Genomic DNA, 19,736 nt, shown 5'->3' with positions numbered 1-19,736 from the left:
TTGGAATTAAGGTTATGCCCGTTTTTGTGAAAGGAACATGAAAAACCGGTCGGCGAATCGTTTATCTGAACCCCATACAGCCACTGTTCAGACTTCTGCCGCTTATCGTCATTTTTAGTAGAAAAGTCCTACAGAAGTGTTCCCCTTACACTGGGAATGTTGCAGTTATTAGTTGGTGTGTTGAATTGTTTTTACTCAAGGCCTTTACGTTTGACTGACTTGTCCGTTGTACCGCTGCAAACCCGCCAAACCAATCCGATGACCCTGTATCTGGCGCGCCTGGCCCCCTCCAGCCAGCTGACCATGCGCTATGTTTTGCAGGATGCGGCCGACCGCCTCGGCTTTGAAGACATGAATGTCGAGGATATTCCCTGGCACGCATTACAACCTGAAGATGTTGTTGCGCTGGTCGCCGCTTTGCGCGAAGACAACTATGCGCCAAACACTTCTTCGCTTTATGTGAATGCCGTGCGCGGTGTGATGAATGAAGCCTGGCGCATGAGCCTGATCTCTCAGGATCATTTGTTGAAAATGCGTTCGGTCAAAGCCATTGCCGGCACGCGCTTGTCCCAGGGGCGCAACTTGAAGCGCACCTTGATCCACGAATTGATGGAAGTCTGCGCCGCCGATCCGCGTCCGCAAGGGCTGCGCGACGCAGCGGTGATTGCGTTGTTGTACGGCACCGGCATGCGCAAATCGGAGTCGGTGGACCTGGACTTGAATCAGGTCGACTTCACTGAGCGCAGCCTGACCGTCACCGGCAAAGGCAACAAACAACTGATCAAGTACGCGCCGGCCTGGGCATTCGCCAAACTTGATGCGTGGCTGGAACTGCGGCGCTCGCAGCTCAAGGAAGGCGAGCGCGACGATGCCTTTCTGTTCAACCGCATCCGTCGCGGCAGCCACATCACCCGCGAGCGCATCACCAAACACGCGATTTACTACATTGCCCGTCAGCGTGGCACGCAGGTCGGGGTGAAGATCATGCCGCACGACTTCCGTCGCTCGTTTATCACGCGGGTCATCGAGGAACATGATCTGTCGATCGCGCAGAAACTCGCGCACCACAGCAACATCCAGACCACCGCCAACTACGATGTGCGTGATGACAACGAGCGGCGGCGTGCGGTGGATCGCTTCGATCTGTAATCAGGACGCGGCGAACAGATGCGCCGCACCGAGCACCGATAACTGCACGTCGCTGCCAGCAGGCGGCGCGTGCATGCCGGAGCTGCGCACCAGCAGCGACCGCCCGGGATCCTGAGTGATCGGCGAGCGCAGTTCGACGGTGAGGGTGCAGGTGTTGCCGGCAAAATCGCGCTCAGTGACCACGGCGGGGCAGCCTTGTGTGCCGACTACGGCGCCGGACAACTGCAACTGCTCGGGCCTGAGCATGATCTGCGCGTCGCCAATGAAACCGTTGCTGTTCACCGGCACCTGACCGAGATCGCAGTGGGCCAGACCGGATTCGATCCGTGCCGGCATCACTACGGCTTCGCCGAGAAAATGTGCGGTCTGCTCGTCGCGGGGAAAGCGGTAAAGGTCCATCGGATGCCCGGACTGCACCAGCCGCCCGCCGCGCATCACTGCCAACTGATCGGCAAAGGACAGCGCTTCGCCCTGATCGTGGGTCACCAGAATCGTGGTGACGCCGGCGTCCTCAAGCAAGCGCGCGACCATTTTGCGCATGGCGCTGCGCAGGCCGGTGTCGAGGGCGGAGAACGGTTCATCCAGCAGCATCAGCCGTGGCTGCTGCGCGAGGGCCCGGGCGAGGGACACTCGTTGCTGCTGGCCGCCAGACAGTTCATGGGGCCAACGCTCGGCCATGTTGGCGTCCAGCGCGACGCTGTCCATCAGCTCCTTGATCCGCTCGTGTCTGGCCGCGCCGGTCAGTGCCAGGCCGAACCCGATATTGGCGGCGACGGTCATGTGCGGAAACAACGCGCCGTCCTGCGGAACATAGCCGATCTGCCGTTGGTAGGCGGGCACCGCATGGGTGCTGTCGACCAGCACCTGACCGTTGAGGGTCAGGCTGCCGGCGTCGGGGAATTCAAACCCGGCAATTATCCGCAACAGCGTGGTTTTGCCGGAGCCGGACGGGCCGACAATCACCGTGCGGCTGCCGGTCGGTACTGACAGGCAGATGTCATCCAGCGCTTTCTGCGCGCCAAAGGACTTGTTCAGGGAGATCAGTTCGAGTGCGTTCATCGGCCAGCGGTGCGCCTGGATTGGTGATAGAGGAGGGCCGTCAGCGGCAGCGAAAGCAGCACCATCAACAGTGCGTAAGGCGCGGCGGCGGCGTAATCGATTTCGCTGGTCATCGCCCAGAAGCCGGTGGCCAGCGTACGGGTGCCGTTGGGGGCGAGCAGCAAGGTCGCGGTCAGTTCATTGGTGATGGCCAGAAACACCAGCGCGGCTCCGGCGGCAGCGCCCGGTGCCGCGAGGCGCAAGGTGATCAGCCACAAGGCGCGCAGGGGCGATCGGCCGAGGCTTTGCGCAATGTTCTCCAGTTCTACTGGCGCCTGGGCAAAACCGGCACGCAGGCTGACCAGTGCGCGTGGCAGGAACATCAGCAGATAGGCGAGCAGCACGGTGATGGTGGTCTGGTAGATCGGCCGGGCGAAATGGATGGTCACGGTGACCAGTGCCAGCGCCACGACAATCCCCGGCAGGGAACTGGTGATGTAATTGCAGCCTTCGAGCAGACGCTGCAATTTGCCCGGCGCGCGGATCGACAGCCAGGCAATCGGAATCGCCGCCAGACTGGTCAACAGCGCACCGGCGACGCCAAACGACAGGGTTTGCAGCAGCGCAGGCAACAGTTCGTCGCCGCCCCACACGTCCCAGCCACCGGCGATCAACCAGCGACTCAATGTCAGCAGCGGTACGCCAAGGGCGAGCAGGCAGGTCAGCACTTGCAGACCGAGCCCGAGGATCACGCTGCCACGACCGAGCCGAACCGTGCGTTGTTCGCGGGCACTGCCGGAACCCACGCGCGCATAGCGCGCCTTGCCCCGGGCGGCGGATTCAATGGTGAGCATCGCCAGGCAGCACAACGCCAGAACGCCCGCCAGCATGTTCGCTGCCGGGCCGTTGAAGGTCGATTTGAACTGATCGAAAATCGCCGTGGTGAACGTGTCGAAACGAATCATCGCGTACAGGCCATATTCGGCCAGCAAATGCAGCCCGACCAGCAACGCACCGCCACAGATCGCCAGGCGCAACTGCGGCAACACCACTCGGAAAAACACCGCCCAAGGCTTGAGGCCGAGGGATTCGGCGACGTCTTCGATCGCCGGATCAAGTCGGCGCAAGGTTGCGGCAATCGGCAAGTAGAGAAACGGAAAATAGGCGATCACCGACACCAGCACGCCGGCCGATAAACCGTGAATCGATGGAATCAGGCTGACCCACGCATAGCTATGCACGAAGGCCGGTATCGCCAGTGGCGCCACGGCCAGCAATGACCATAGGCGTCGACCGGGCAGATCGGTGCGTTCGGTCAGCCATGCCAGTGCGGTGCCGAGCAGAATGCACAGCGGCAAGGTGATCAACACCAGCAACACGGTGTTGATCAGCAGTTCCGCCACCCGTGGACGAAACACCAAGGCTTCGATGGTTGCCCAACCGGTGGCCCACGACACGCCGAGGACAAACGCGATCGGCAGCAGCGACAGTAATGAAACACCGATCGCCAGCGCAACCACCCACGAGCCCCCGCGACCGGTGAGGGCGCGGGGTTTAAGTCTAAGGCTCGCGGAGGCGGTCACTGCAACCTGCGCGGGTAGGGTTTCGGGGAGCACTTACAGGATTCCCGCCTGGGTCATCAGCTCGACGGCTTTCTTGCTGTCGAGTTTCGACGCGTCGACTGTAGGCGCGTCGAGATCCTTCAACGGCGTCAGTTTCGGGTTGGACGGCGCGTCTTTGCCGACCGCGTACTCAAACGAGGTGCCGCTGTGGAGAATCTCCTGGCCTTCTTTGCCGGTGATGTATTTGACGAACTTCTGCGCCTCTTCCTGATGTTTGCTGGAGGCCAGTACGCCCGCGCCGGAAGTGCTGACAAACGCGCCCGGATCCTGATGCTTGAAGTAGTAGAGCTTGGTGTTCTGGCTGTTTTCGCCGGTCTTGGACTGATCGACGAAGCTGTAATAGTGGTAGATCACGCCGCTGTCGATCTGCCCGGCGTTCACCGCTTTGAGCACGGCGCTGTTGCCGCGGTACACGCTGGCGTTGGTTTTCATGCCTTTGAGCCAGTCGAGGGTAGCCGTTTCGCCTTTCTGTTCCAGCACGGCCGCGACGATGGCCTGGAAGTCCGCACCAGCGGGTGAAGCAGCCCAGCGGCCTTTCCACTCCGGTTTAGCCAGGTCGAGCAGGGATTTCGGCAGGTCTTTTTCCGCGAGTTTCGCCGGGTTGTAGACGAACACCGTCGAACGCGCGGCGATGCCGATCCATTGGCCATGAGCCGGGCGGTACGCCGCGTCCACTTGTTGCTGCGTGGCGGGTGCAATCGGGGCGAGCAGTTTGGCGTTGTCGACCAATACCATCGCCGGTGAGTTTTCGGTGAGGAACACGTCTGCCGGCGAGGCCGCGCCTTCCTGCACGATCTGGTTGCCCATTTCGGTGTCATCGCCATTGCGAATCGTCACCGGAATCCCGGTCTCTTCAGTAAAACCGGCCACCCAGGCTTTGGTCAGGCTTTCATGCTGGGCGTTGTAGACCAGCAGGCCAACGCTGTCAGCGGCAAACGCCTGACCGGCACTGAGCAGGGCGCTGACCAGCAATGCGCGTTTCAGAAAGGACGGGACCTTTGGATTCATAACGGTAACGCTCCTGATTTTTTAGACGTTATGGGCAGGCATTCGCGGGCAGACTTCAATGCGAATGATTTGCAGATATTCAGCCGCAGGCAATGTAGAGAGGCAAATGAGAAAAAAACGTCAAACAAACCGTTAATACATGTCATTGCCATTCAGATTAGCAGCGACTCGGTGACGCACGGTTGCCGTGCGTCATTCCGCGTCAGCTATTCAGGAGGGATTGGGGATGTAGGCGACGCTCTGGTCGGTGCGGCCATGGAACACCTGTTCGCCGCGGGTTGGCGTGGTGCTGATGGCCCGGTGATCGGCGCTCAGGTAGTCGAGTGGCAGCGGATCACCACTGCGGTATTGGGCAACAATGATGGTGTGTTGCGCGTCCCAGTGCTGACCGCTGCTGCGCTCCAGCCAGGCTAATAACGCCGCGCTGTTGCCGGTACGCGGAAAGTCCGCAGTTTCCGGCACGTAGTAGAAGGGCGCACCGCCGGTTTGCAGGTACATCGGGACTTTGTTGTCGACCTCGATCATGACCATACGCCACTGACTCAACGGTGCCTGCTGGCTGGCCTGTTCGCGTACCGTTTCACCGAAGCGGATCACGCCGCCTCCGCTGTTGGTCCACGGATACAACACACCGAGCACGCCGACCATGACCGCCGTGGCGATCGCAAAGCCGACGTGCAAGCCACGCCCTTGAAGGTTGCGCGCGGCCATCCGGCGGGTAATCCACCACGCACCGAGCAGTTGCGCGAACGGCACCAGAGGCAACACGTAATAGCTGCGTCGGCTGCCGCTGGCGGTGAAAAACAGCAGCAACAGGCCGAGACCTTGGATCAGCCAACGGGTGTCCGGCTCAATGTTTCGCCAGTTTCGCAGCGCCACCCACAGGGCGATGATCCAGCACGGCGCCCACGGCAGGGTGTAGACCGGCAAGTACAACAAATAGGTGTAGATCGGGCCGATGTTGTCGAACGGCTGGAAAAACCGCACGACGTTTTCGCGCAACACCAGTTCCAGACCGCTTTGCCGATAGTCGGGGGATCCGTAGACATGCGAGAGCAGGAACGGCAATCCATAGAACGCCCCGGCGATCAGCAGCGCGGCGCACAGGCGCCGGTTGAGATGGCGTTTCCAGCGTCCGTCTTGCAGCAGATGCGGCAACAGCAGCAGCCCCGGCAGGATGAAACCGATCAGGCCCTTGAACAGTGATGTCAGCGCCAACAGGCAAAAAAACACCCCATAGCGCCAGAGCCGGGTGTCATCCGGCCCACGCCAATACCACCACACCGCCGCGAGAACACCGCAGACTGTGAGGATGTCGGCCGTCGCGACCCGCGCCCAGAAGACGAAATAGAATGTGGTCGCCAACATCCATCCGGCAATCAGCCCGGTGCCTTTGCGAAACAATTGCTCGCCCAAGAGGTACACCAGCCATACGCTGATCCACGCCGAAATGACTGACGACAAGCGCAATGACCACGGCCCCAGGCCTCCGGTCAGCCAGGACGTCGCGGTGATCAGCCAGTACGACAGCAATGGCTTGTCGTAGTACGGATCGCCCTTGAGATACGGGTCGAAGTAATCACCGCTTTGCAGCATCTGCAACGCGATATTGGCCCAGCGGGTTTCCGCGCCCCAGAGTTCGCGGCTGCCCAGCCCAAGCAGCAACATCAGCGCAGTCGCTGCGAGAAGAATCCATAACGCCCTGCGTTCTTTGGCCGTTGCGGTCATGGCTGGCGCTTGGCGAAAATGTAGATCTGCAGATTGCCGCGCTGGTAATGCTTGCCGTCAGCCGGCAACAGCTCGATTTCCTGCGCTTCCTGGGTGCTGTTGACGCGCATCACCACCGCCACCGAGCCTTTTTTGCGCGCTTCGGTCATCCATTGGCCGACATCATCCAGACCGACCTTGCGGGCAGCCATGGCCGGATCGTCGAGGCCGTATTTCAGTTCACCGACGGTATTGAACAGATCCACTTGCGGCCGCTTCAGACGCCAGGCCAAGGCCGACGCGGCGCCAAGGTCATTACTCAACAGCGAGGACGCTTCGCTCAAGGCCTGTTGATGCTCGGCAATAAACTGGTCGGGCATCTTGCTGTCGACGATTTGCGCCGGCATCGCGGCGGGCAGCAAGGCGATCAGCAGACCGATGCCGAGCGCCGGCATGGCCCACATCGTCAGCGGCCGCATGACTTGCAGGGCATTGGCGATGATCCAGCCGATCAGCACGATATACACCAGCGACAGGCTGAACATCTCGGTGTTTTCGTAGAGTTCCTTGCTCGCTTGCAGGTAGATCAGCGCAATCAGGGCAACGCTGCCCATTACGGTATTGATCACGCCGTTCAGGCGCAGAACCTGCGTGTTGCGCTGCTCCAGCCAGTTGATCACCGTGTAGCCCATCAGCAGGGCCAGAGGAAACAGGCACGGCATGATGTAGGTCGGCAGCTTGCCGCTGCTCAGACTGAAAAAGATCAGCGGCAGCACAAACCACAGCGCCAGAAACGCGGTTTTTGCCGCGCGTTTTTCACGCCAGGTACGAATCAGCGTCGACGGCAACAACAGCGCCCATGGCAACGTCGAAGCAAACAGCAACGGCAGATAGAACCACCACGGCCGTGCATGCTGGGCATCATCGCCAGCGGCGAAACGGCGGATGTGTTCATGCCAGAAGAAAAACCGCCAGAAGTCCGGCTCGCGCACGTGTACCGCCAGTGCCCACGGCACGCTGACCAATGCGGCCACCAGTATCGCCACCGGGCCGTAGCGCAGCAGTTCGCTGAAACGGCGTTGCCAGATCATGTAGGGCAGGGCGATCAGCACCGGCAGCAGCAGGGCGAGAAAGCCTTTGGTCATCAGGCCCATGCCGCAAGCCGCGCCGAGCAATGCCCAACTGCCGAGACGGGCCTTGGAGGTGGTGCTGTCGATGGCAAACCACACCGCCACCAGACTGAGGTTGACCCACAAGGTGAACTGCGGATCAAGGTTGGCGTAGCCTGCCTGACCGGCGATCAGGCCAAAACTCATGTACAGCAAGGCACATGCCGCGCTGATCCGCGGGTTGTTCCAGAGCCTGCGTGCCAACAGATAGGCGAGCCAGACGCTGACGCCCGTACTCAACGCCGAAGCAATGCGCACACCGAACAGGTTGTCGCCGAAAATCGCCTGGCCGATGGCGATCATCCAGTACCCGGCAATCGGTTTCTCGAAATAGCGAATGCCCATGAAATGCGGCGCGACCCAGTTGCCGCTCAGCAGCATTTCCTGGCTGATCTGGCCGTAACGGGTTTCGTCGGGAATCCACAAACCGTGGCTCATCAGCGGCAACAGATAAAACAGCACAAACGCCAGGATCAACCCAGGGATCGCCCAGCGTTCGATCAGCGAGGGAGGTTGCATCAAATGACGGGCAGCGTGGCGCAACGGAGGGGTATCGGACGTCATGACTGAGCCTTGGGGCGAATAAATAGTATCTGGCTTAAAACACTAGAAGCCGTGGCGGTTTTTTCATTGTTTATGTGTAACGTCTAATATCTGCCAGAACGGTGTATTGATAATGCCCAGCACTGTAAGTTGTTTCCGGTCATCAATTCGTACAAGTAAGGTACTTCCATACTCGGCGGCAATCGCGTGAGGAAAACCGGTCTGTTTTTCAAAATCACTGATACAGCCGCTGTGCGTGACCAGTACAAGATTCTGCTGCGCCACTTTGCGCGCGACGATGTCATCGCGAAGTGTCGGGCCGCAGGTGGCCAGCCAGTCTTCGGCGCTGGCGTCGTGGCCGAACATGTAATGCGCGGTTTGCGCCGTGCGGGTCAGCGGGCTGCTCAACACCACGGCCTGCTGCATGCCCAGTCTGACGAAGCCTTGACCGACCGCTTGCGCCGCGCGGCTGCCCACTTCGGTGATGCCGTCCGCCGGGCCCAGGCAGGTATTGCTCGAACGATCGCAGCGTTCGGTGTGTCGCACCAGCGCAACGACTTCACCGGCCCGCCAGGCTTTTACCCATTGAGCGGTGGTGCTGCGCCCGGCATGATCGAGGTCGGTCGGTGAGCGTGGCCACCAGACAAACCCGCTGACCAGAATGGCCACAAGCACGACGCACACCAGTGCAATCCATAGCCGAAAGCGCGGCGTACGCCGGTACCGAAATAAATGTTTCAACTGAAATAATTGCGCCACAATGTTGCCTCTTTAAACGCCGGATAGTTCATTCAGTGCAACGCAAGGCTTGGGCAGCGAGCAACTTTACGACTGTTTACTTGAATGCTGGCTGAACACTACGTTCAATATCGTCGGGGCGCGGTGAAGAACATGTGAAAAAATTGCCAGAAGTTACTGCGGGCAAACTAAAGTGCCTATTTGATAAACAAACTCAATTGTTGTTTTTGTTTGTTGAGGGGCCTTAACAAGTCTCCATCGTTGCGGTGAAGCTCAGGCTGTCGCGCAACGGCATAGCGCCGGGCTAGCCGGATAAACACTCAGGAGTCGTTCGAACGCATGGATCTCAAGCAAAGCCTGACAAAACGGATCGTGATCGTGTTCGCCCTGATGAGTGCTCTTGTGGCCGGTGTGTTTGCGTTGGGGATCGTCGCCACCGTGCACGTGGTCGAGCGCAAGTTGACCACCACCACGCTAAGCGGAGGTCTACGCCGTTTATTGGCAATGGATGACATCAGTCACTGGAGCCACGCCCCGGAAAAGGGCGAATTGTTTTTTTTCGAGGGCGGCCAGGGGCCGTTGGCACTGACCCGGCAACTGGCGGCGCTACCCTTGGGCTTTCAGGAAATCACTTTTCACGGTGACGCTTTCTACGCCATGGTCGAAGCCGTTGGCGGGCGCAAATACGTGTTGCTGCGGGATCAGGAAAGCCTCGAACAACGTGAGCATCTGCTGTTTATTGTGGTGATTGTCGGGTTCATCCTCAGCGTGATTCTGGCGATTATTCTGGGCCGCTTGCTGGCGCGACGGGTCATGGCGCCGGTGATTCGTCTGGCTCGCCAGGTGCGCCACCGCGATCAGCTCATCGAGGTGGCGCCGCCGTTGCATCCCGATTACGCCGCTGATGAGGTCGGCGAGCTGGCGCTGTCGTTCGATCAGACGTTGGGACGTCTGCGCGCCACCTTGAGCCGGGAAAAACTGTTCACCAGCGATGTCAGCCATGAACTGCGCACGCCGTTGATGGTGCTGAGCACGTCCTGTGAGTTGCTGCTGGCGAATCCGTCGCTTGATGCCCGCTCGACGGCGCAAGTCAGCCGGATTGCCCGGGCCAGCCACGAGATGCGCCAATTGGTCGAAACCTTTCTGATGCTGGCGCGCAAACCCGAAGAAGTCCGCGTGCAGTCCACCTGCACACTGAAGGAAATTGCCGATGCGCAGACAGAGGTGTGGGGCCGCTTGATCCGCGAAAAAGGCCTGGAGTTTGTCTACGATCCGCAGCACGCCGGCGCCGGACGCTTCAACCTGACCTTTCTGCAATCAGTGATGGGCAACCTGTTGCGCAACGCCTGGCATTACACCGACCACGGTTTTGTGCGACTGACCTTGCAGGAAAACAGCTTCGTGGTCGAAGACAGCGGCATCGGTATCCCGGAAGAACAGCGCCATGCGATGTTCCAGCCCTTCGTGCGCGGTGACGAACAGCGCGGCGAAGGGCTCGGCTTGGGGCTTTCACTGGTGCAGCGGATCTGCAGCCAGCAACAATGGCAGGTGAAACTCACCACCCGTGAGCCGAATGGCTGTCGCTTTACTGTGACGCTGATTCAGGACGCGGGCGGGCAGCCGCGCGGATTGCCGGCAGCCTGACTGATCGCCGCAGCCAGGCGTTTGACGTTGTTCTGCTGGGCCGTCACCAGCTCATCGATGCTCGGGCCTGAAGGTGTTTGCAAGGTCGAGCGGCAGGTCAGCAGGCCACTGTCGGTCGCCCCTGATGGACGCAGACGCCATTTGGCGTCGATCAAGGCGTACTGCCCCGGGATCGAATCGAAGCGCTGCACTTCGATGCGTACCGAGGTAGCGCCCTGGCTGCCGGTATTGCTCAATTGATCGCTCAGTGCGCCGCGCAGCTCATCGGCAAGTGTCGCGCCCCACCAATCGGTTTCCAGAATCGCCAGGCCGCTGTTGCCTTGGCGGATAACGATTTGCGCGCGGTCGACCTGTGGCGGAACGCTGAGGGCTTCGATCGGAATCTGCGCGCCGCCGCCCTTGTTACTCAGTTGCACCGGGGTCAGCGTGTGAAAGCTGATCGGGTCGCTGCGGCAGGCGCCCAACAGCAACACGGCAGCGAGCACGGTGATCTTCAGCGGTAAAGCCATTGCGGTAGCTCCTGTGCTCAATTGCGTGGTGGCCCTTTCAGATCCAGCGGCGCGGCGTTATCGGGACGACCGCGAATCAGCGATTCCGGATGTCGGCCCAGGTAATCCGACAGCTCACGCAGCGAGCGCGACATCCGCCCGAGTTCGTCGAGGGTTTCCGTGAGTTTCTCGCGTTGTGGCGAATCTTCGGCCAGGGTCGAACTGGCGGACTGCAAGGTCTTGCTGACGTCGGCGAGGGTGCTCTGCACGCCCGGCAGGGTCTTGGCGTTGAACTGGCTCAGGCCTTTGCGCAGCTCGACCAGATTGCTGTCGAGGTTACCGGCAATCCGTTCAACCGGTAGTTTATTGAGCTTGTCGACCATCGCTTCGAGTTTTTCCTGCAACTGTTCGAGGCTGCCCGGAACGGTCGGTAGAACGACCGGACGAGCGCTTGGATCGAACGCGACTTTCTCCGCTTTCGGAAAGAAGTCCAGTGCCACGTACAACTGGCCGGTCAGCAGGTTGCCACTGCGGGCCTGGGCACGCAGGCCATTATCGACGAAGGTGCCCAGCAGGCGGATGCCGGCGGCTTCGTCGTTAGGGTCGTGCTTGAATTCGGTGAGCATCTTTTTGTAGGCCTGACCGAGACGCTGCGGGTAAATGACGATGCCGACATTAAGCGGGAAGGTGCGTTTTTTTGCATCGAAATCCAGGTTGATGCCCACGACCCGGCCGATTTCCATACCGAGGAACTCGACCGGCGCATCGACCTTGAGTCCGCGCAGCGACTGGTCGAATCGCAGCACCATGTATTGCGCCTTGCCGTTCGGCGGGGCGAGGGCACTCTGCTGGTCGGCGAACAGTTCGAAATCCTTGTCGTCAGCGGCGGCCACATCGTTGGGACTGTAATCCGGAGCACGGAACGCAATACCGCCCACCAGCATCGTCGACAGCGATTCGGTCTTCACGGCAAAGCCGTTGGCACCGACATTGATGTCGATGCCGCTGGCATTCCAGAAGCGGGTGTTTTCGGTGACGAACGCATCGTTCGGCGCGTGAATGAACACCTCGATGTCCACCCCTTTGCCTTCGGGGTTGAGGGCGTAGGTGACGACCTGGCCGACTGGAATCTTGCGGTAATAAACCGGAGAACCGATGTCCAGCGAACCGAGGTCCGGCGCATGCAGCATGAAGCGCTTGCCCGGTTCGCCGTAGGTGATCGGCGGCGGATTTTCCAGGCCTTTGAAGTGTTTGGCGCGGTTGTCGGCCTGACCGATGTCGGCACCGATGTAGTCACCGGAAAGTAGGGTGTCGATACCCGAAACGCCACCGGCGCCAATGCGCGGGCGAACCACCCAGAACTGTGAGTCTTCGCGCGTGAAGGTTTCCGCCTGTTTGGACAGTTTGATGGTGGCGTCGACACTTTTCTGGTCGTTACTCAACTCGACGTCTGTCACCTGACCGATGACCACGTTGCGGTATTTGACCTCGGTCTTGTTGGCCGTCAGGCCGCTGCCGGTCTTGAAGTTGACGATGATCGTCGGCCCTTCCTGCATCACGTTGTGCACCACCAGCGAGATGCCCACGAGCACCGCCACAATCGGCACGATCCAGACGAGTGAAATGCTGAAACGGCGGGTTTTGACTGGGGCTTGGCCTGGTGCTCGCGGCTCGTCGGTGGCTGACGACTTCATCCATGTCCTCCTCGATTGATTGGGCACTGAGCGTCAGGAACGCCAAAGCACCTCATCAATATAGAAGTGCTTGGCGATAGAGCAAATGTGTATAGCTCACCTGCGCTTAATGATCGTTCCCACGCTCTGCGTGGGAATGCCTCAAGGGACGCTCTGCGTCCAGTGACGCGGAGCGTCACGGGCTGCGTTCCCACGCAGAGCGTGGGAACGCTCAGATCGTGTCAGCGCGGTTTGTGCTGTCAGCCGAGCATTTCCCGCAGGCGATACCAGAACATCCCCAGTGCCAGCAGTGGCGAACGCAAGGCCGGGCCTCCGGGGAAGGTCATGTGCGGCACGCCGCTGAACACGTCCATGCCTTGGCTGTGACCGGCATGAATCGCCTCGCCGAGCAGTTTCGCGCACCAGTGCGTGACGTTCAGGCCATGGCCGGAATAACCCTGCGCGTAGAACACGTTCGGGTGCTGTTTGAGCCGGCCGACCTGCGGAAAGCGGTTGGCGGTGATGCCAATCTTCCCACCCCACTGGTAATCGATGCGCACGTCCGCCAGTTGCGGGAAGACCTTGAGCATCTTCGGGCGCATGTAAGCGGCGATGTCCGCCGGATCGCGCCCGGAATAGTGGCAGGCACCGCCGAACAGCAGGCGCCGGTCCGCCGAGATCCGGTAGTAATCGAGGCCGACTTTCTGGTCGCACACCGCCAGATTGTGCGGAATCAGTTGCGCGGCGCGTTCTTCGGACAATGGCTCAGTGGCGATGATGTAACTGCCGGCGGGCAGGACTTTGCCACTGAGTTGTTGTTCGAGGTCGTCCAGATGCGCGTTGCAGCCGAGCACCAGACTGCCGGCGCGCACTGAGCCCTTGGCGCAACGCACCTGAACGGTCGGACCGTGGATGATTTCCAGCACTTCACTCTGCTCGAAAATTCGCACGCCGAGTGACGCCGCCAGTCGCGCTTCGCCCTGCACCAGATCCAGCGGGTGCAGGTGCCCGGAACCCATGTCGACCAGTCCGCCGGCATAGATGTCGGAATTCACCACTTGCTGGCGGATCTGCTCCGGGCCGATCAGACGGGTTTGGTGGGCATAACCGAGTTCGGCGAGGTCGACCAGCTCATCCTTGAAGGCAGCGAACTGCGCCGGGGTATTGGCCAGATCGCAGAAGCCCCAGCGCAGATCACATTCGATGCCGTTGTCGCCGATGCGCTGACGCACCAGTTCCACCGAATCGATGCCGGCGCGCTGCAAATAACGCACGCCTTCCTGGCCGACATATTTGGCGAAGCCTTCAACTTCATGACCGATCCCGCGAATCAACTGACCGCCGTTGCGCCCGCTGGCGCCCCAACCGACACGCCGGGCTTCGATCAACACCACCGACAATCCGCGCTGAGCCAGCTCAATGGCGGTGTTGACCCCGGTGAACCCGCCGCCGATCACGCAGACATCGGCGGTCAGGTCAGCGTCCAATACCGGATAAGGTGTGGTCGCCCGCGCCGAAGCAGCGTAATAGGAGCGAGCGTGTTCCTGGGTGTACTGATTCATTTGTTCGACTTCACTTTGCTCCAGGAGCGGGTCATCAGACGCATGATCGCCTGGGGCGGGGTGGTAGAAATGTAGAGTTTATCGAGCACGGCTTGAGGTGGGTAAACCTCTGGGTTGTTGACCAGTTCCGGATCCATGAACTGCTTGGCGGCCGGGTTCGGGTTGGCGTAACCCACCGAAGCGCTGACTTTGGCGATCACTTGCGGATCGAGCAGGTAATTGATGAAGGCGTGGGCTTCTTTGGTGTTGCTCGCATCGGCGGGGATGGCTAACAGATCAAACCAGAGGTTGGCGCCTTCCTTCGGAATGGCGTAAGCGATGTTCACGCCGTTCTTGGCTTCCTTGGCGCGGTTGGCGGCCTGGAACACGTCGCCGGAGTAACCGAAGGCCACGCAGATATCGCCGTTGGCCAGATCCGACACGTATTTCGAGGAATGGAAATAGGTGATGTACGGACGGATACTGAGCAGTTTCGCTTCAGCCTTTTTATAGTCTTCCGGGTTTTCGCTGCGCGGGTCCAGGCCCATGTAATTGAGCATCGCCGGGAAGACTTCGTCGGCGGAGTCCATCATCGACACGCCGCACTGGGTGAGTTTTTTCAGGTTCTCGGGTTCGAACAGCACGGCCCAGGAATCGATGTGGTCGATGCCCAGCACTTGCTTGACCTTGTCGACGTTGTAGCCGATGCCATTGGTGCCCCACAGGTACGGCACCGAATGCTGGTTGCCCGGGTCGTTTTTCTCCAACAGCTCGAGCAGTTTCGGGTCGAGGTTCTTGAAGTTCGGCAGTTGCGCACGGTCGAGCTTGAGGAATGCGCCGGCCTTCACCTGACGCGCGAGGAAGTGGTTGGACGGCACTACTACGTCATAGCCGGTGCGACCGGCGAGCAGTTTGCCTTCGAGGGTTTCGTTGGAGTCGAAAACGTCGTAGATCACCTTGATCCCGGATTTGCTCTGGAAGTCGGCGAGGGTGGTTTCGCCGATGTAATCGGTCCAGTTGTAGACGCTGACCGTCGGCTGGGCGTGAGCTACAGCGCTAAACAGCACGCTCAGGGCAACCGGGAGTACGGATTTCAACAGACGCATTTCGACACCTCTTCTTATAATGATCGTTCCCACGCTCTGCGTGGGAATGCCTCAACGGACGCTCCGCGTTCGGCTTTGGATGGGACGCGGAGCGTCCCGGGCTGCATTCCCACGCAGAGCGTGGGAACGATCGATTGTTGGATTTCTCAGGTGGTTCGCTATTCCCCTTGTGGGAGCGAGCCTGCTCGCGAAAGCGGTGGGTCAGGCAACATCAATGGTGACTGTGCTGACGCCTTCGCGAGCAGGCTCGCTCCCACAGGGGATTTGTGAAGTGAGTTAAACGCTCAACATCAGGAACTCACGCTCCCACGAGCTGATCACGCGCTTGAAGTTTTCATGCTCGGCACGCTTTACCGCGACATAGCCACGGACAAACTTGTCGCCGAGGTATTGCGCAACGGCTTCGCACTCTTCCATTTGCGTCAGCGCTTCCTCGATGGTGATCGGCAGGCGCAGGTTGCGGCGCTCGTAAGCACGGCCATGGACCGCAGCGCTCGGTTCGATGCCTTCAACCATGCCGATGTAACCGCAGAGCAGGCTCGCGGCGATTGCCAGGTACGGGTTGGCATCGGCGCCCGGCAGACGGTTTTCTACGCGCATGGCTTCCGGGCTGGAGGTTGGCACACGCAGGCCGACGGTGCGGTTTTCTTCGCCCCATTCGACGTTGACCGGTGCTGAGGTGTCCGGCAGGAAGCGGCGGAACGAGTTGACGTTCGGCGCGAACATCGGCAGCACTTTCGGGATGTATTTCTGCAAACCGCCGATGTAGTGCAGAAACAGTTCGCTCATCTGCCCGTCAGCGTTAGCAAAGATCGGTTTGCCCGTGGCAATGTCTACCACGCTCTGGTGAATGTGCATGGCGCTGCCCGGCTCGTCGCCGATCGGCTTGGCCATGAAGGTCGCCGCAACGTTGTGCTTGAGCGCTGCCTCACGCATGGTGCGCTTGAACACAGTGATCTGGTCCGCCAGATCGAGGGCGTCGCCGTGACGGAAGTTGATTTCCATCTGCGCCGGGCCGTCTTCGTGGATCAGCGTGTCGAGGTCCAGGCCTTGCAGTTCGCACCAGTCGTAGACGTCTTCGAATAACGGATCGAATTCGTTGGCGGCGTCGATGGAGAACGACTGACGACCGCTTTCAGCACGGCCCGAGCGGCCGAGCGGTGCCTTCAGTGGCAAGTCCGGGTCTTCGCAGCGTTGGGTCAGGTAGAACTCCATTTCCGGCGCCACAATCGGCTTCCAGCCTTTGTCGGTGTACAGCTGCAAGACTTTCTTCAACACGTTGCGCGGCGACAGTTCGATCGGGTTGCCGAACTTGTCGAAGGTGTCGTGGATGACGATGGCGGTCGGCTCGATCGCCCATGGAATCACGTAGACCGCGTCAGCCACTGGCTTGCAGACCATGTCGATATCGGCAGGATCGAGCAGGTCGTAGTAGATGTCGTCGTCGACAAAATCCCCGGTTACCGTTTGCAGCAGCACACTTTCCGGCAGGCGCATGCCTCGCTCATGCAGGAACTTGTTGGTCGGTGCGATCTTGCCGCGGGCAATGCCGGTCAGGTCGCTGACCACACATTCGACTTCGGTAATCTTGTGATCTTTCAGCCACGTGAACAGCTGATCGAAAGGGGCATTCATAAAGACCTCGTTATTGGTTTTATAGTCGCCGGGGAGGGCGGGTTTCATCTTCCGCCCCTTCCCCTGTGGCGCGTTGACGACTATCTTGGGCGAGCCTTGCCGTTCCATCTATCCACTTTAAGCAGCACCAAAGCGCACCAAAAGAGTGCGCAAGGTCACCCCATGACAACGTGCAATTCGCTCCAGGTTCAAGCGTTCAACACCGCCGATGTGGCCGAGCAAGTCCGCGCCACACCGGGCTGGGTCCAGCATTACCAACAGATGTCGCCGGGCCATTTCGCCGGGCAGATCCGCTATCTGGATCTGCAGGGTGTCGAGGTCTACGAAGAGCAGATGAACACCCGCGTCGAGCAGAATTTCAGCGCGCCATCGGGTGCTTTGGCGTTCTGTTTCGATCGCAGTGACAACGCGCTGTATCTGCTCAATGAAGAGAGCCGCAACATCTGGATCACCCCGGAGAACTACCAGGAAATCGCCGTGGTGTTCGGTCCGGAGTTTGTCCGTCAGCACGGTCTGAATGTGGCGAAACTCGAAGGGTTGTTCATGACGCAACTCAATTGCGGACAGAACGCTTTATTCAGTCGCTGGTTAAGCTCAACTCTCACGAAGTTGTCGCAAGCTATTGATCTGCTTGATAAAGAGTCATTGACGCAGCAGCTACTTGAAGACTGCCTGTTCATCCTCGACAACGCTCACACCAGCCTCGATCGCGGCGGATTACAGCGGCGTAGCGAAGAGCGGATGATCATGAAACGGGTGGGGGAATGGGCGGCGGATTCGCCGGAAGACACCGTCAATCTGCTTGAGCTGTCACACGTGGCAGGCGTGCCGTTGCGCCAATTGCAGCAGGCATTCAAGGCCTACACCGGGATGACCCCGAGTCACTGGCTGCGCCTGCGCCGGTTGAACAGTGCACACCGCGAATTGCTCAAGCGCCGGCCAACGGAGACCACCGTGGCCGAGGTGGCGATGCACTGGTCGTTCTGGCATTTGGGAAGGTTTTCCAGCAGTTACCGGGCATTGTTCAAGGAGTTGCCGAGCGAGACCTTGAAGCGCTCATGAAAGCTGTCGCGGTTAAAAAGGCTTTGTCTCGGCGCTGAAGTTAAATAGAATCACTCTCATTTGAAACTGACTTCGCGCAGGACTCTTGAGATGACTGAAGCAGCGACGCCATCGCCGCAGCACCTGCACGAACTGTATCGCGATCACCGAGGCTGGCTGGAAACCTGGCTGCGCCGGCGCATGGGCAATGCCTGGGATGCGGCGGACCTGAGCCAGGACACGTTCTTGCGCGTGCTGTGCAGCGCTCAGCCGATTGCCGACGTGCGTGAACCGCGCGCGTATTTGCTGACCGTGGGCAAACGCCTGCTGAGCAATTTCTACACCCGCCGCAGTCTGGAAAAAGCCTACCTCGAAGCCTTGGCGCAGTTGCCGGAGGAGTGCGTGCCGTCGCCCGAACAACGTTGGCTGCTGCTGGAAACCCTGCAAGCGCTGGATGAACTGCTCGATGGTTTGCCCCGAGCTGTGCGCCGGGCGTTTTTGTGGAGTCAGCTTGAAGGTCTGGGTTACCGCGAAATCGCCGAGCGCTTGCAGGTCTCAGAACGCACAATAAAACGTTATATGGCGCAGGCTTACGAGCATTGTTTGATGTTGGATCTATGATGCGTGTCGCGCCCGGCAACGAAGCGCGTGAAGTCGCCCGTGCCGCCGCACAGTGGTTGGCATTGCTCGAATCCGGCGAGGCCAGTGAAGCCGATCACGTGCGACTGAAGCACTGGCGCGACAGCGATAACCGCCATGAAAACGCCTGGCAGAAGCTTCAATCGTTGCGTCAGCGCTTTTCCAGTCTGCCAGCAGAATTGGCCATGGCCACACTCGATCGCCCGGATCTGGCGCGGCGGGCAGCATTGAAAAGGGCGCTGGGGCTGGCGGCTTTGGTGCCTGCGGCGTGGCTGATCAGTCGCCAGTTGCCGCTCGACGTCTGGCGCGCGGATTTGCAGACTTCCACCGGAGAGCACACGCGAACACGGCTGGCCGACGGCAGCACCTTGCAACTGAACACCGCCAGTGCGGTGAACGTCGATCTGGCCAGCCGTCAATTGACGTTGGTGCGTGGCGAAATGGCGCTCAACGTTGCGGGTAGCAAGGCGTTGACGGTCAACGCGCCGTACGGTCGGATCGTTGTCAGCCGCAGCGAAATCTGCGTGCGCCTCAACGAGCGTGACTGCAACGTGTCGGTGGTCAGCGGCTCGGTGCAATTGCAGCCGTTGCGCGGGCCGGCACTTTGGTTGAGCGCCGGGCAACAGGTCAATCTGCACGCTTCCGGCGCCGGGCCGGTCGCGCTGTTCGACGCAAAAATGCCGGGCTGGCGTGACGGTGTGTTGATGGCGCAAAACCAGCCGCTGGGGGACTTTCTTCGCGAGTTGAGCCGTTATCGCTCGGGGCTTCTGCGCTGGGAGTCGGCACTTGAACGTCTGCGTGTCACCGGCAGTTTCCGCCTCGACGACACCGATAAAGTGCTGGCCCTGCTGGCGGCGAGCCTGCCGTTGGAGGTGCATTCGCGCACGCGTTTCTGGGTAACGCTGACGCCGCGAAAAAATTTCGTCTGAAGCCTGTCCCTTTTTTTCGCCTCGCTGGTCATTCCAGGCAAGTGAACAAATCGAGAGCGTCTTCCA

At 60.0% G+C, this 19,736-nt stretch carries 16 protein-coding genes; 5 read left to right on the top strand and 11 right to left on the bottom strand.

Annotation, left to right across the window (positions count from 1 at the left end; genetic code table 11):
• The first annotated feature begins 258 nt into the window (after positions 1-258).
• A complete protein-coding gene (locus HU754_RS15355; protein ID WP_049802099.1) occupies positions 259-1,149 on the top strand; it encodes a site-specific integrase in 891 nt (296 codons plus the stop codon).
• Here HU754_RS15355 and HU754_RS15350 read toward each other — a convergent pair whose 3' ends face one another.
• From HU754_RS15350 to pmrG, 6 genes are all read right to left on the bottom strand, one after another.
• On the bottom strand, positions 1,150-2,208 hold the full coding sequence (locus tag HU754_RS15350) for an ABC transporter ATP-binding protein (RefSeq protein ID WP_093432691.1): 1,059 nt from the start codon (positions 2,206-2,208) through the stop codon (positions 1,150-1,152).
• A complete protein-coding gene (locus tag HU754_RS15345) occupies positions 2,205-3,803 on the bottom strand; it encodes an ABC transporter permease (RefSeq protein ID WP_186623229.1) in 1,599 nt (532 codons plus the stop codon). The genes HU754_RS15350 and HU754_RS15345 overlap by 4 nt, the downstream gene beginning before the upstream one ends.
• On the bottom strand, positions 3,804-4,817 hold the full coding sequence (locus HU754_RS15340) for an iron ABC transporter substrate-binding protein (protein WP_016983392.1): 1,014 nt from the start codon (positions 4,815-4,817) through the stop codon (positions 3,804-3,806).
• Between the two features lie 210 nt (positions 4,818-5,027).
• Positions 5,028-6,545 carry an ArnT family glycosyltransferase gene (locus HU754_RS15335; protein ID WP_186623227.1) on the bottom strand — a complete coding sequence of 506 codons (1,518 nt, stop codon included), beginning with the start codon at positions 6,543-6,545 and terminating at the stop codon, positions 5,028-5,030.
• The gene (arnT, locus tag HU754_RS15330) at positions 6,542-8,257 is read right to left on the bottom strand and encodes a lipid IV(A) 4-amino-4-deoxy-L-arabinosyltransferase (RefSeq protein WP_186623225.1); all 1,716 of its coding nucleotides are present in this window, start codon (positions 8,255-8,257) and stop codon (positions 6,542-6,544) included. The genes HU754_RS15335 and arnT overlap by 4 nt, the downstream gene beginning before the upstream one ends.
• A gap of 63 nt (positions 8,258-8,320) precedes the next feature.
• Entirely contained in the window at positions 8,321-8,920 is a 600-nt protein-coding gene (gene pmrG / locus HU754_RS15325) for a lipopolysaccharide core heptose(II)-phosphate phosphatase PmrG (protein ID WP_186623223.1), read from the bottom strand.
• A 393-nt stretch (positions 8,921-9,313) separates the two neighbouring features.
• On the opposite strand from pmrG, the gene HU754_RS15320 reads away from it, so the two are divergent.
• A complete protein-coding gene (locus HU754_RS15320; RefSeq protein ID WP_099759119.1) occupies positions 9,314-10,618 on the top strand; it encodes a sensor histidine kinase in 1,305 nt (434 codons plus the stop codon).
• Here HU754_RS15320 and HU754_RS15315 read toward each other — a convergent pair.
• The 5 genes from HU754_RS15315 to HU754_RS15295 form a co-directional block, all read right to left on the bottom strand.
• The gene (locus HU754_RS15315) at positions 10,576-11,127 is read right to left on the bottom strand and encodes a PqiC family protein (RefSeq protein ID WP_099759120.1); all 552 of its coding nucleotides are present in this window, start codon (positions 11,125-11,127) and stop codon (positions 10,576-10,578) included. The two genes, HU754_RS15320 and HU754_RS15315, sit on opposite strands and share 43 nt — an antisense overlap.
• A gap of 17 nt (positions 11,128-11,144) precedes the next feature.
• Positions 11,145-12,800 (bottom strand): PqiB family protein, encoded by a 1,656-nt coding sequence (locus HU754_RS15310; protein ID WP_093432672.1) that lies wholly within the window; start codon positions 12,798-12,800, stop codon positions 11,145-11,147.
• 239 nt (positions 12,801-13,039) lie between these two features.
• Positions 13,040-14,341, bottom strand: coding sequence for an NAD(P)/FAD-dependent oxidoreductase (locus HU754_RS15305; RefSeq protein WP_186623221.1), 1,302 nt, complete (start codon positions 14,339-14,341; stop codon positions 13,040-13,042).
• Positions 14,338-15,426 carry a polyamine ABC transporter substrate-binding protein gene (locus tag HU754_RS15300; RefSeq protein WP_186623219.1) on the bottom strand — a complete coding sequence of 363 codons (1,089 nt, stop codon included), beginning with the start codon at positions 15,424-15,426 and terminating at the stop codon, positions 14,338-14,340. The genes HU754_RS15305 and HU754_RS15300 overlap by 4 nt, the downstream gene beginning before the upstream one ends.
• Before the next feature lie 276 nt (positions 15,427-15,702).
• The gene (locus HU754_RS15295; protein WP_016984752.1) at positions 15,703-17,061 is read right to left on the bottom strand and encodes a glutamine synthetase family protein; all 1,359 of its coding nucleotides are present in this window, start codon (positions 17,059-17,061) and stop codon (positions 15,703-15,705) included.
• Between the two features lie 162 nt (positions 17,062-17,223).
• Here HU754_RS15295 and HU754_RS15290 point away from each other — a divergent pair, with 162 nt between their 5' ends.
• From HU754_RS15290 to HU754_RS15280, 3 genes are all read left to right on the top strand, one after another.
• The gene (locus HU754_RS15290; protein WP_186623218.1) at positions 17,224-18,123 is read left to right on the top strand and encodes a helix-turn-helix domain-containing protein; all 900 of its coding nucleotides are present in this window, start codon (positions 17,224-17,226) and stop codon (positions 18,121-18,123) included.
• A gap of 90 nt (positions 18,124-18,213) precedes the next feature.
• On the top strand, positions 18,214-18,723 hold the full coding sequence (locus HU754_RS15285; protein WP_116256183.1) for a sigma-70 family RNA polymerase sigma factor: 510 nt from the start codon (positions 18,214-18,216) through the stop codon (positions 18,721-18,723).
• Positions 18,720-19,670: a FecR domain-containing protein gene (locus tag HU754_RS15280; RefSeq protein ID WP_186623217.1), complete on the top strand. Its 951-nt coding sequence runs from the start codon at positions 18,720-18,722 to the stop codon at positions 19,668-19,670. Before HU754_RS15285 ends, HU754_RS15280 begins: the two co-directional genes overlap by 4 nt.
• Positions 19,671-19,736 lie beyond the last annotated feature (66 nt).

The organism is Pseudomonas zeae (assembly GCF_014268485.2).
Lineage (GTDB): Bacteria > Pseudomonadota > Gammaproteobacteria > Pseudomonadales > Pseudomonadaceae > Aquipseudomonas > Aquipseudomonas neuropathica.
This window is presented reverse-complemented; position numbering and strand designations above follow the sequence as displayed.